This window comes from Amycolatopsis sp. WAC 04197 (assembly GCF_003947475.1).
GTDB lineage: Bacteria > Actinomycetota > Actinomycetes > Mycobacteriales > Pseudonocardiaceae > Amycolatopsis > Amycolatopsis japonica.
In genome coordinates this window covers 570,573-583,392 of record NZ_QHJK01000007.1, presented here as the reverse complement: position 1 = coordinate 583,392, position 12,820 = coordinate 570,573, and the positions used below count along the sequence as shown (strand labels likewise).

General features: G+C 69.0%; 12 protein-coding genes. 4 read left to right on the top strand and 8 right to left on the bottom strand.

Annotated features, from left to right (window positions below):
• The first annotated feature begins 6 nt into the window (after positions 1–6).
• From DMC64_RS26545 to DMC64_RS26535, 3 genes are all read left to right on the top strand, one after another.
• Complete coding sequence (locus tag DMC64_RS26545; RefSeq protein WP_125735722.1) at positions 7–795, top strand: inositol monophosphatase family protein; 789 nt, start codon at positions 7–9, stop codon at positions 793–795.
• Positions 796–873: 78 nt separating this feature from the next.
• Positions 874–1,968 (top strand): glycosyltransferase family 4 protein, encoded by a 1,095-nt coding sequence (locus DMC64_RS26540; protein WP_125735721.1) that lies wholly within the window; start codon positions 874–876, stop codon positions 1,966–1,968.
• Positions 1,969–2,023: 55 nt separating this feature from the next.
• Positions 2,024–2,761, top strand: a complete 738-nt coding sequence (locus DMC64_RS26535; RefSeq protein WP_125735720.1) for a GNAT family N-acetyltransferase — start codon at positions 2,024–2,026, stop codon at positions 2,759–2,761.
• Positions 2,762–2,766: 5 nt separating this feature from the next.
• On the opposite strand, the gene DMC64_RS26530 is transcribed toward DMC64_RS26535, so the two are convergent.
• Positions 2,767–3,060: a hypothetical protein gene (locus DMC64_RS26530; protein ID WP_125735719.1), complete on the bottom strand. Its 294-nt coding sequence runs from the start codon at positions 3,058–3,060 to the stop codon at positions 2,767–2,769.
• A 104-nt stretch (positions 3,061–3,164) separates the two neighbouring features.
• On the opposite strand from DMC64_RS26530, the gene DMC64_RS26525 reads away from it, so the two are divergent.
• Positions 3,165–4,028, top strand: a complete 864-nt coding sequence (locus DMC64_RS26525) for an NAD(P)-dependent oxidoreductase (protein WP_125735718.1) — start codon at positions 3,165–3,167, stop codon at positions 4,026–4,028.
• 411 nt (positions 4,029–4,439) lie between these two features.
• On the opposite strand, the gene DMC64_RS26520 is transcribed toward DMC64_RS26525, so the two are convergent.
• From DMC64_RS26520 to DMC64_RS26490, 7 genes are all read right to left on the bottom strand, one after another.
• Positions 4,440–5,402, bottom strand: a complete 963-nt coding sequence (locus tag DMC64_RS26520; RefSeq protein ID WP_125735717.1) for an LLM class flavin-dependent oxidoreductase — start codon at positions 5,400–5,402, stop codon at positions 4,440–4,442.
• Between the two features lie 15 nt (positions 5,403–5,417).
• A complete protein-coding gene (locus tag DMC64_RS26515; protein WP_125735716.1) occupies positions 5,418–7,319 on the bottom strand; it encodes a translation factor GTPase family protein in 1,902 nt (633 codons plus the stop codon).
• A 209-nt stretch (positions 7,320–7,528) separates the two neighbouring features.
• Complete coding sequence (locus DMC64_RS26510) at positions 7,529–8,971, bottom strand: glycoside hydrolase family 3 protein (protein ID WP_125735715.1); 1,443 nt, start codon at positions 8,969–8,971, stop codon at positions 7,529–7,531.
• A gap of 3 nt (positions 8,972–8,974) precedes the next feature.
• Positions 8,975–9,805, bottom strand: a complete 831-nt coding sequence (locus DMC64_RS26505; RefSeq protein ID WP_037346122.1) for a carbohydrate ABC transporter permease — start codon at positions 9,803–9,805, stop codon at positions 8,975–8,977.
• A complete protein-coding gene (locus DMC64_RS26500) occupies positions 9,802–10,788 on the bottom strand; it encodes a carbohydrate ABC transporter permease (RefSeq protein ID WP_037346123.1) in 987 nt (328 codons plus the stop codon). The genes DMC64_RS26505 and DMC64_RS26500 overlap by 4 nt, the downstream gene beginning before the upstream one ends.
• Positions 10,785–12,077, bottom strand: a complete 1,293-nt coding sequence (locus DMC64_RS26495; RefSeq protein ID WP_038518596.1) for an extracellular solute-binding protein — start codon at positions 12,075–12,077, stop codon at positions 10,785–10,787. The genes DMC64_RS26500 and DMC64_RS26495 overlap by 4 nt, the downstream gene beginning before the upstream one ends.
• A gap of 298 nt (positions 12,078–12,375) precedes the next feature.
• Positions 12,376–12,783 (bottom strand): DoxX family protein, encoded by a 408-nt coding sequence (locus DMC64_RS26490; protein ID WP_125735714.1) that lies wholly within the window; start codon positions 12,781–12,783, stop codon positions 12,376–12,378.
• Positions 12,784–12,820: the final 37 nt, after the last annotated feature.

Sequence of the window (12,820 nt, the reverse complement as noted above, 5' to 3'; positions counted from 1 at the left end):
ACCCATATGACCGACCACGCCGCATTGTTGTCCGTGGCCCGCGAGGCCGTCGCCAAGGCGACCGGGATCATCCGCTCGATGACGTCGTTTTCCGTTGCCGCCAAAGGTGATCGCGACATGGTGACCGACGTCGACCTCGCCGTCGAGGACGCCGTCCGCGAGTTCCTGGCGCGCGAGACGCCGGAGATCGGCATCCTCGGCGAGGAGCGCGGGCACGAGGGGAACGAGGACCTGTGGTGGGCGCTCGACCCCGTCGACGGCACGGCGAACTTCGCACGCGGGATTCCGCTGTGCGGTGTCTCGCTCGGCCTCGTCGACGGGCTGAACAGCACGGTCGCGGCGATCTCCCTGCCGTTCCTCGACGTCACCTACACCGCAGTGGCGGGCCAGGGCGCGTACGCGGGCGAAGAGCGTCTTACGGCGTCGAAAGCGACGAAGTTGTCCGACGCGATCGTGAGTATCGGCGACTTCGCGGTCGGCGAGGGCGCTGAGGTCAAGAACCGCGTCCGGATGGCGTTGCTGGCCGAACTCGGCGGCCGCGTGCAGCGGGTCCGGTTCCTCGGTTCCGCGGCGATCGACCTGGCATGGGTCGCGGACGGCAAACTCGACGCGAGCGTCATCCTCGCCAACAAACCGTGGGACACGATGGCGGGTGTCCTGCTGGTACGCGAGGCCGGGGGAGCGGTCGTCGACCTCGACGGCGGCGACCACACCGTGCGTTCGGCGGCCACGATCGCGGTCGGCGCCGGGCTGCGTGACGAGCTCGTCGCGTCGATCGCGCGCGTGGCGGGCTGAATTTTGTCACCCGGGAAATGAACCGGACGGGCGCCGTATCCGTGTCTCCTGATAAGGCGCCCGCATCTGGAGGTAACCGTGTTCACCTCGAATGTCCGCGTGACCGAACCGGTCGTCTTCGTCCTGCCGGGCGAAACCGAGGACGTCAGCGGTGAATACGACCGCCGGATGTGCCAGAACCTCCCGGCCACCGGCCTCCCGCTGCTGGAACTGCCGATCGCCGGGGAATGGCCGATGCCGGGGCCGCTGTCGCGGTCGAGACTGGCCCGTTCGCTCGCCGCGCTGCCCGACGACACCGTCGTCCTGATCGACGGCACGGTCGCCTGCGGGGTCCCGGAGATCGTGGTCCCGCACGCGCGGCGGCTCCGGCTGGCCGTCCTGGTCCACCGGCCGCTCGCCGACGATCCCGCGCTCGATCCGGCGCAGGCCGCCGAACTCGACGCCTGCGAACGGGAGACCCTGCGGCTGACGGGGATGATCGTCGCCACCGGGCCGTGGCTCGCGCGGCAGCTGATCGACCGGCACGACCTCGACCCGACCCGCGTCTACGTGGCGACACCGGGTACGGACGCGGCGCCGCTCGCCGCCGGGGCCGACGGCGTCTCCCGGCTGCTGTGTCTCGCGCCCATGACCGCGCGCCACGGCCAGGACGTGCTCATCCGGGCGCTGTCCCTGGTCGACGAACTGGCGTTCAAATGCGTGTTCGCCGGCGCGACGCACCACGATCCCGCGTACGTCGACGAACTGCGCTGGACGGTCGAACGGCTCGGGCTCGGCTCCCGGATCAGCCTCATCCAGCCTCCGGACGACCTCGACCTGGTCTACGACGGCGCGGATCTGCTCGTCCTGCCAGCCCGCGGAGGCACCTCGGGACTGGTCGTCGCCGAGGCGCTGGCACGCGGGATCCCCGTGGTGGCAACGGAAACCGCCGGCGCGCACGACGCGCTCGGCACCGCGCCCGGCGGCGGCGTGCCCGGCATGCTGGTGCCGCCGAACAACCCGTCGGCGCTCGCGGCGGCGTTGCTGCGCTGGTCGCTCGACGCCGAACTCCGTCATTCCCTGCGGACGTCGGCGCTCGCGCGCAGCAGCGTCCTCGAGGAATGGGACGTCGCGGCGGGCAGGCTCACCGACGTGCTCTCCCGGCTGCAGGCGGCGCCGCGTCAGCCGGTTTGATCATCGCCCGGAAGCAGCTATCGGGGGAGATCACCGGATCGGTTGACTGGGCGGCATGCGAATCGTCGATCTTGCGTCCCGTCCCGATCTCCTCGATGCCGCGCTGAACCTCGGCGACGTCGGCGGTGAGTTCATCTACGCCGGGTTCAGCGGCAAGATGATCACGCCGGACCGGTTCCTGCGCCACTGGTCCCGGTATTTCCTGATCGCCTTGGACGACGACGGTGAACCGATCGCGCGGGCGCTGTCGGTCCCGCTGACCTATCCGGCCGAAGACCGCCACGAACTGCCGTCGCACGGGTGGGACGAGGCGATCCAGTGGGCCGCGCAGGATCTCATGGACGGCCGCGCGCCGGACACCCTGTGCGCGCTCGAAGTCGTCGTGGCGCCGCGAATGCGCGGGACCGGCCTGTCCACGCCGATGCTCAAGGCGCTGAAAGCGCGTGCGGCCGAGACGGGGCTGAAGCGGCTGATCGTCTCCGTGCGCCCGATCGGCAAGGAGGACGAACCCGACGTGCCCATGGAGGACTACGCCCTCCGGCGGCGCGAGGACGGCCTGTTCGCCGACCGCTGGCTGCGCACCCACGAACGGCTCGGCGCGCGGATGATCAAGGTGTGCCCGTTCGCGGTGACCATTTCGGGTTCGATCGCGGACTGGAAAGAGTGGAGCGGTGTCGACCTCGTCGACGGCGACAACGTGATCCCCGGCGGGATCGCGCCGGTGCACGCGAACGTCGAGCGGGACTGCGGGGTGTACGTGGAGGCGAACGTGTGGATGGAGCACCCGTTCTGATCGGCTCAGTCTTCGCGGCGGCGGAAGCGCTCGCCGTCGAAGACCATTTCGAGTGGCGGGAGCCGGCTGCCAGGCCGCCACCCGGCGCGGAAGGCGTCGCGAATGGCGCGGCGGACCTGTGTCATCGTCGGCAGGAAGGCGTGGTGGTAGGGGTCCAGGACGAGAATCTGACCGTCGGTGCCGTCTTCCTTGACGCGGATCGCGCGCGTCGTGCGTTCCCAGTCGGCGTCGAGGTGCCAGAGGAACGACTGCCCGTTGCGCAGCGAGACCCGACGGGTGTCCTTCTCCGGCCAGGCCATCGTGCTCACTCCTCGTCATCGCGTCTCGGGGCATTCCTCGCGATTTCCGCCGCGATCGTCGCATCGGGCCCGGCGTCGTCCTCCGGTGCCGCAGAGTAAAGCCCATGGACCTCGAACGAGTCGGTTTCGCCGGACTGGGCAGTATGGGCGAGCCGATGGCGCGGAACCTGGTGCGGGCCGGGATCCCGGTGCTCCGATGGAACCGCACGCCGGGCAAGGCCGACCAGGTGGCCGACGTCGCCGAACTCTTCGCGCGCTGCGACGTCGTGATCCTGATGCTCAAGGACGCGGCCGCCGTCGACGCCGTGCTCGGCCGCGATGGGCCCGAGTTCGCCGATCGGGTGGCTGGCCGCACGATCGTCCACATGGGAACGACGGCACCAGGGCATTCCCGCGCGCTGGAGGCGGACCTCGTCGCGGCGGGGGCGAAGTACGTGGAGGCGCCGGTTTCGGGTTCGCGTGTCCCGGCGGAGGCGGGGGAGCTGGTCGCGATGCTCGCGGGCGACCCCGGCGCGGTCGAGGAGGTCCGGGAGCTGTTCGGGCCGATGTGCCGGGAAACCGTGTACTGCGGGCCGGTTCCCAACGGGCTCCTGATGAAGCTGGCGGTCAACGTGCACCTGACCGCGGTCGTGACTTCGCTGGCCGAGACGGTGCATTTCGGCCGGGCGCACGGGCTGGATCTCGGTCTGCTCGCCGACGTGCTCGGCGCGGGGCAGCTCGCCAGTCCGATCCTGCGGGTCAAGGCGCCCAAGCTGGTCGAAGAGGACTTCGCGCCGCAGGCCTCGATCGCGAACGTGCTGGCCAACGTCGAGCTGATCGCGGCGGCGGCCGGGGACGCGGGCCTGAAGCTGCCGCTGATCGAGGCGTCCCGTGCCCTCTACGCCGAGACCGCGCGGCTCGGTCTCGGCGAGGAGGACATGGTCGCCGTGATCAAGGCGCTCGACACCCACCCGCATCCAGAGGACTGAACGCGATCGTTGCGTGTGCAAGGACCGCATTTAGTCCTCTGAATGCGGTGGTTTGGGGGCAGGGACCCGGCGTGGTCGGTCGCTTGGGCGTTGTGAAGGGGACTTTCGCCGCATCGGATGCGGGGAAAGTCCCCTTCACCTCAGGTGCTGCCGCCCCCTGACCGCATTTAGAGGACGAAATGCGGTGCTTTGGGGGGCCGGGACCCGGCGTGCCCGGTATTGATGTCCTGAAGGCCACCCTTGAGACATCTAACGTCCCCAGGGAGGCCTTCACGACGACGCCGACGGTGCCCATGGTCGCTTGGGCGTTGTGAAGGGGACTTTCGCCGCATCGGGCGCGGGGAAAGTCCCCTTCACCTCAGGCGCTGCCGCCCCCTGACCGCATTTAGAGGACGAAATGCGGAAGGGGGGTCAGCCGCGGAGGGCCGACGCGATCCGGCCCGCCGCGGCGAAGGACTCCTCCTCCGGCTCGCCGAGCAGCGGGAGCAGGATGACGGACTCGGTCCCGGCCGCGTACAGCGCGCGGATCTGCTCGACGCACCGGTCGAGCGGGCCGCTGATGCTCAGCCGGTCGATCCACTCGGGCCGCAACCGCCGGGCCAGGTCCTTGCGGTCGCCAGCGGCCTTGACCTCGGCAAGCAGTTCGGCGCCGAAGTCCAGCGGCTCCAGTGCCGGACCGGAGTTCGGCCCGATCGCGGACGCGACGTCGGACCGCGCGCGTTCGCGGGCCCGCTCGGGATCGGCGTCGAGGGCCAGCCAGTTGTAGGTGGCGATCGAATGGCTTTCGACGCCGATCAGGTCCCGCGTCGCGCGGACGTACTCCGGGGTCGCCGGTTCGGCCAGGAGCGCCCCGTCGGCGACCCGGCCCGCCGCCGCGAGCGACTTCGGGCCGCGGACGCCGGCGACGAGCTTCGGCGGCAGCGCGGGCGGGAACTCCAGTTCGACCTCGTCGAGCCGGACGTGCTTGCCCTCGAAGGAAACGCGCTCACCCGCCAGGAGCCGCCGGATGACCGTCAGCGTCTCCTCGAACGCGGCGAGCGCCGACTTCGGCCACGCGTCGATCTGCCGCATCCAGCTCGGCACCCCGTGCCCGAACCCGGCGATCAGCCGTCCCGGGTACAGCTCCGCCAGCGCCGCGATCTCCATCGCCGCGATGGCGGGGTTCCGCGCCACGGCCGGCATGATGCCGATGCCGAGCGTGATCTTCTCGGTCGCCGCCAGCACCGCCGACGCCGTCGCGATCCCGCCCGCGTAGAAACAGTCCTCGACGATCCAGACCTCGTCCAACCCCTCCCGCTCCGCGCGCCGCGCGAGGCCGGTCAGCCGGGCGGCGGGAAGCTCGCGAGGGATCCTTACCCCGAGCCGTGAAACCATGACGTCCTCCGTTCCTCAAACGCGCCGCAGCACGCGTAACAGGTATTCCTTGCGGTCCAACGGGTTGTGATCGGTCCTCGCTCGTGACGGCGCCGGTCCCCGGACGGGCCGGTAGCCGTGGAACGACGTCTCCAGCGCGCCTTCCCCTCGGGTCGCCAAGGGCAGGAGCTGGTGCACCTCATGGGTTTTCGCCGCCGGTATCTCGCCTTCGAGCTCGGCCGTCCCGCCCTTCGTGAGCGTCGTCCGCGGGACGGCGCGAGCCCGCGCCAGCAGCGCGGTCACCGGGCCGAGTGTGTCGGCCGGGGTCTGGAGGGTGAACCGGTGCAGGGGTTCGTGCACGGTCGTCCCGGCCTCACGCAGCGCCGCCATCAGCACCAACGGCGTCAGATCGCGGAAATCACCCGCGGTGCTGGACATGCTCTTGTCGAACGTGCCGTGGGCATGGCTTTGCCTGGCGTAGTAGCCGGAATGCGTCATCGTCACCGCGCAGTCGCGCACCTCCCAGCCGTGGATGCCTTCGCGCAGCGTCTCCTTCACCGTGTCCTCCACGGCCTTGATGAAGGAGTACGGCATCGAGCCGAGTTCGACCTCCAGGCGGAACGAGATCCCGCTCCCGGGTTCGACACGCAGCCCGACCGTGGCCAGAAAGGGATTCGAGGCCGTGCCGATGAGTTCGGCGGCCGATCCGGTGCCGTCGACGCGTTCCACGCAGATCGTGGTCGTCTCGCTGAACGTGACGTCGATGCCGTACTCGTCCGCGAGCGTCGCCTGTATGACCTCCTTCTGCACTTCTCCGTACAGCGAAACGGAAGTCTCCTGGCGGACCTCGTCGTGCCGCAGCCCGATCAGCGGATCCTGTTCGGTCAGCCGGGTGAGCGCCTGGTGCAGCGGTCCGCGATCGGCCGGGCGCACCGGCGAGACGACGGTTTCCAGCGTCGGCGGCGAGAACCGCGCCTCCCGCATCCGCGGCCGGGCCCCGAGCACGTCTCCGATCCGGACGTCGAGCCCTGAGATCTTCGCGATCCGCCCGGCTTCGGCCGACGCGGACGGTACGGCCGAGCCGTTGTCGAAAACGCTGATCGCGGTGACCTTGCCTTCGCCGTCGCCGAGCGGGACCTTGTCGCGCACGGCGACGCTGCCGGAGAACAGCCGTACGTACGCGATCTTCTCGCCACTCGGCGCGCGCTCGACCTTGAACACCGTGCCGGACAGCGGCGCGTGGACGTCGGCTTCCTTGGCGGGCAACAGGTTCTCGATGCCGTCGCGGAGCGTGTCGATCCCGGCGCCGGTGATCGCGGACCCGAAGTAGACCGGATGAGCGCGACCTTCGGCGACTTTCGCGGCGAGTTCGGCGCGGAGCCGCGACGGCGTGAACGCGTCCGGGGCGGTGACGTACTCGGTGAGGAAGTCCTCGTCGAGCGTCGCCAGCAGATCGATCACCCGATCGGGGTCCATCGTGATCGCTGACGGCGTGAGTTTCTCGGTGATCTCACGGAATACGCGCTCCGGATCGGCGCCGCGGCGATCCAGTTTGTTCACGAACAACAGCACCGGGATGCCCAGCCGCCGCAGGGTCCGCATGAGGACACGGGTCTGGGCTTGGACGCCTTCGACCGCCGACAGCACCAGCACCGCGCCGTCGAGCACGCCGAGCGCGCGTTCGACCTCGGCGATGAAATCGGGGTGGCCGGGGGTGTCGATCAGGTTGACGGTGACGTCGCCGAGGGCGAACGACACCACGGCCGCCTTGATGGTGATGCCGCGGGCGCGTTCGAGCGCCAGCGTGTCGGTCTGCGTGCTGCCGTCGTCGACGCTGCCCAGCTCGCCGATGATCCCGGCGGTGTGCAACAGGCGCTCGGTCAGGCTCGTCTTCCCGGCGTCAACATGCGCCAGAATCCCCAGATTGAGGGTCTTCACGAGTGGTCTCGTCCTTGAGGTAGGCGGGAATTACCTGATGGAAGGACGTGGTCACTCGCAAGACGATCATCTCCTAGGCCGGGAACCGATCTTCCCGACTACAACACCCCGGCTCCGGCCCCGCAACCGAATAACGCAATTCGTCCTCTGAATGCGGTAGTTGCGTGTGCAAGTACCGCATCCAGAGGACGAAATGCGAGAGGGGTGGGTCAGGCCAGGTACTCCGCGGCGGCGCGGAGGCTGACGTAGGACCCGCTGAACGTGTCGATCCGCGGCCCCTTGGTCTCCGGGCCGGGAACGCCGGTCTCGACCCGGATGTAGTCCACAGAGGACTCTCGCAGCCAGCTGAGGAACTCGCGGACCTCGGGGTGCCGGTGCGCCTCGCGCGTCACCACCACGAGGTCGCGGGCGCCGTGGACGGCCTCGATCGCGGTCGCGATCCCGTCCGCGCCGACCTTGAGCGCCCGGGTGCCGGGCACGAGTTCGGTCAGATGCGAGCCGAGCCCCCACGGCATCGGCCCGGCCGCGATGATCGGCTCCGTCTCGATGTCGATCACCAGCGGGGGGCCGTCCAGCTTCGGCGAACCCTGGATCCGCAACGCCTTGCGCGCCGCCTCCAGGCCAAGCCGGTGATCCACCGGCGAGATCGGCGTCGACACCGGGGGAGTGCCGAGCGCGGCGACCCGCTCCGACGCCTCCACCAGCCGCTCCAGCGGCAGCTCACCGGACTCGACGGCGGCCGCGATGACCGCCGCGATCCGGTTCAGCTCGTCCTCTTCGAACGACACCCCGCCGAGGCAGAGCGCGTCCGCGCCGGCGATCAGCGCCCGCACCGACGCCCGTCCGACGCCCTCGGTCTTGCCGAGTTCGCCCGCGACGGCGCCCATGTCCAGCGCGTCGGTGATGACCGCGCCGGTGAAGCCGAGCTCGCCGCGCAGGACGTCGGTGAGCGCCTTCGGGTTGAGCGTCGCGGGCAGTTCACCCCACGCGGGCACGACGAGGTGCCCGGTCATCACCGCGCGCACCCCGGCCGTGATCGCCGCCTTGAACGGGACCAGTTCGATCTCGTGCAGTTCCGCCTCGGTCCGGGGCAGCACCGGCAGCGCGTGGTGCGAATCGTCCGTCGCCGCCCCGTGCCCGGGGAAATGCTTGGCCGACGCCGCCACGCCGTACTTCTGCAGCCCGGTGATGAACGCCGCCACATGCGGCGACGCCTTCACCGGATCCGAACCGAACGCCCGGACCCCGATCGAGGGATCCTCCGCCGCCAGCGTGAGATCCGCGCACGGGGCGAAACTGATCGTCACGCCGCACGCGGCCAGCCGCTCGCCGAGCGCCGCCGCGACCGAAGCCGTCAGCTCGACGTCGTCCGCGGCGCCGAGTGCGAGTGGTCCCGGCACGAACGAGCCGGTGGCGACGTCGAGCCGCGTGACGTCACCGCCCTCCTCGTCGATGCCGACGAGCACATCGGGCCGTTCCGCCCGCAGCTGCGCGCTCAGCGCGGCCACCTGCTCGTCGTCGACCACGTTGCGGCCGAACAGGATCGCGCCGCCGAGACCGTCCGCCACCTTGCGGCGCAGCCAATCCGGCGCGGTGGTGCCGTCGAAGCCCGATACGAGAACGGACGCGGCGAGCTTTTCCGGTGAAGACAAGGATTACCCCTTCACTGCGCCTGCGGTCAGGTTGGACACGAGCTTGCGCTGGACGATGATGAAGAACACCAGCGCGGGCACGGCGTAGATGACCGACGCCGCCATGATGCCGCCCCAGTCCACGGAGAACGCCGTCCGGAACGACGACAGCCACACCGGCAGCGTCTGCTTGTTCTGGTCGCGCATGAACACGAACGCGAACAGGAACTCGTTCCACGCGGTGATGAAGCTGAACACCGAGGTGGTCACCAGTCCGGGCGCGAGCAGCGGCAGCGTCACCCGGCGGAAGGCCCCCGCCCGGCTGCAGCCGTCGATCATCGCGGCCTCTTCGAGGTCGTACGGGATGCCGTTGACGAAGCCGTAGAGCATCCAGCACGTGAAGGGCAGCGTCGCCGCGAAGTACACCAGCAGCAGCGAAGGCAGCTGGTTGAGCAGCCCGGCGTCGCGCATCAGCAGGTACATCGGGATCAGCAGCGCTTCGAACGGCGCCAGCTGGGCGACGAGCACCAGCAGCAGGAATCCCTTGCGCCCGCGGAAACGCATACGGGACAAGGGAACCGCGGCCAGCACACCCGCGACGAGCGAACACAGCACCGCGCCGAGCGTGACGATCAGGCTGTTGGTGAGGTACGTGGTGAAACCGGGTTTCGTCAGCGCCGAGACGAAGTTGTCGAACGTCACCGAAAGCGGGACGAGGTCGTAGTCCGGGGACAGGACCTGGCCCGGTGTCTTCAGCGAGGAGGTGAACATCCAGTACGTCGGGAAGACGAACAGCAGTGCCACCACCACGCCGAGCGTGCCGAGGCCGATCCGCTGGGTCAGGGACTTCCTCATGACAGGTCGGCCTCCTTCGTGCGCACCAGCAGCTGGACGTACCGGGCGGTGAGCAGGATCAGCACGAGCATCATCAGCAGGGCGGCGGTGGCCGCCAGGCCGAAGTGGTTGCCCGCGAGGCCCTTGAGGTACATGTAGACCGGCAGCGTCGTGCTGGCGCCGTCCGGCCCGCCTTGACGGATCGCCCACACCTGGGCGAACAGCTTGAAGTCCCACAGCACCGACAGGAACGTGACCATGGTCAGGATCGGCCGGATCGCCGGCCAGCTGACCGCCCAGAACGCCTGCCAGGCGTTGGCGCCGTCGATGCCCGCGGCCTCGTACTGCTCCTTCGGGACGCCCAGGAGCCCCGCGTAGAGCGTGAAGGCCACGAACGGCACCGCCTGCCAGACCACCAGGATCCCGATGACGGTGAGCGTGCTCGGGCCGGTGGAGAACCAGGAATGCCCGATGAAGCTCTCGAAACCGAGCTTCGCGAGCGTCTTGTTCAAGATGCCGTACTGCTGGTCGAAGATCCACTGGAACACCGTGGTCGTCGCGACCACCGGCGTCGCCCACGCGAGGATCAGCGCGACCTGCACGATCACCCGGACCACCGGGTTGAGATGCCGCATCAGCACCGCCATGAGCAGCGCGAGCAGCAGGGTGAGGATCACGACCGACGCGGTGAACACCAGCGTCCGGACGGTGATCTCCCAGAACTCCGAATCGGACAGGATCTCGGAGAAGTTCTCGAAGCCGACCCAGACCATCTCCCCGGAGACCAGCTCACGGAGGTCGAGTTTGCGGAGACTGATCCCGATCAGCTGCATCGTCGGCCAGCCCAGCAGGACCAGGATCGCGACCAGAGCGGGAAGGATCAGCAGGTACGGCGCCGTCCGCTCGCCGAGGCGGAGGCGCCGGTTGGATTTCGGGGGTTTGATGCGCGGCGATGCCGGCGGGGTGGCCCCCGCCGGCATCGTCACATCTTTCGTCGTGGTCATCCGCCGATGAGCTTGTCGAGCGCTGCGTTGGCGTCGGCGGTCGCCTGGTCGAGCGTCTTCGTTCCGGTCAGGTAGGCGGTCAGCATGTCCTTGATCGGGTTCTGACCGGACTCGACGTCACCCCACTTGGGGCTGGTCGGCACGGCACGGCCGTTCTTGGAAGCCTCGGCCATCACCTTGGTGAGCGGGTTCGCGTCGAGCGCGGACACGTCGGTCGAGGTACCGGGGACGTAACCGGCCTTGGCCAGCTCGGTCTGGTACTTCGGGGTGGAGAACAGCTTGACGTAGTCCTTCGCCGCTGCCGCGTTCTTGCTGTTGGCCGGGATGACCAGGTTCGAGCCGCCCAGGAAGACCGGGGCCGACTTGTCGGCGGTCTTGCCCGGGATCGCGAAGGCGCCCGACTTCTCCTTGATCTTCGGGTCGGTCTTCGCCGCGGTGTCGACCTCACCCGGGACACCGATCATCATCGCGACCTTGCCGGCGCCGTAGATGCCCGCCTGCTGCGGCGTGGCCTCGTCGGCGTCCTTCGGGGCCTTGGTGCCCGAAGCGTCGGTGAGCTGCTTGTAGAACTCCAGCCCGGCCTTCGCCTGCGCGGAGTCCAGGGTCGACTTGAAGGACTTGCCGTTGGCCTGGGCGATGTCGCCGCCCTCGTCCCAGATGTAGGACAGCAGCTCGTACCAGTTCTGGCCGGGGTGGTAGAGGGCCTGGAACTCGGGGTCGCTGCCGAACTTGGCCTTGAGCTTGGTGATCGCGTCGAGCCACTCCGTGCGCGTCTTCGGCGTCGCGGTGATGCCCGCCTGCTCGAACATGTCCTTGCGGTAGATGACCTCGCGGTTCGCCGCGTAGAACGGGACGCCGTAGGTCTTGCCGTCGAACTCGCCCGAGGCCTTGAGGCCCTGCAGCCACTGCGCGCCGTTGAAGTCGTTCACGCTGGAGGTGAGGTCGGCGAGCACGCCCTGGTTCGCGAACGCGGGGGTCTGGGTGTTGCCCAGCTCGATCACGTCCGGCGGGTTGTCACTGGCCAGCGCGGTGGTCAGCTTCTGCTGGATGCCGTTCCACTGCTGGATCTCGTACTTGACCTTGACGCCGGGGTGCGCGTCTTCGAATTCCTTGTGGAGCGAGTTCGTCAGTGCTTCGGGGGCGGTCCCCGTCATGAGCCAGACCGTGAGCGAGCCGTTCGAGGCCGCAGCGCTCGAATTCGTGCTGTCGCCACTGCCGGAACCGGCGCAGCCCGCCGTCGCGAGGGTGATGGCGGCGGCGCCCGCAGCCATCTTGAGCCAGCGCTTCACTCGTGCCGTCCTTTCGATGCCCGGCCACCATGCCGAGCTCCCACAAAATGGTGTAGACCAATGCGGGCAGCGTGGTACGTACCACTCCGACTGTCAAGCGGGTGGCCGGTTCGTTGTAAACGAGCCGCAATCTTTCACCTTGAGTGAGCGTTCGATCACGCTGATGATCAGTTTTCGGCGTGCTCGTCAGCGCCTCGCGAGGCGGGCTGACATGCGGTTTTTCTTTGTCCGTCCCGGTGATCGGGGCATTCGGCGGGTGATCTTTGCGCCGTTCGGTGTAAGGGTGGCGCGCGTTCGCCTAGAGGTCGTCCTCGGCGTCTTCGGGAGGCTCGATCCCGAGCAGCGCGCGCGTCTGATCCTGGAGGAACCACGCCAGCGTCGCGCAGACGATCAACAGGATCAGCGGGAGGACCGGGCCGCCGTTGGCGAGGATGAACAGCTCCGTGACGCTCGCGCCCACCATGACCCCGGCCAGCAGCAGCGCCGACGGGCCGCCGAAGCGGGGGATCAGCAGGCCGATCGCGCCGGCGACCTCGAGCACGCCGGTGACGTACCGGAGCCACTGCCCGAGCCCGATCTCGGCGAAGACCTGTTCGGTGTGGCCGCCGGAGAACAGCAGGTAGCCGCTGTAGAGGAACTCGGCGGCGAGCGCCACGCGCACGACCCACAGCACGATCGAGCCGATGGGCAGGCTTCGTCCGGACATGCCGGGGATCCTTCTCCTGGTGAGGGAGGCTGGCAAG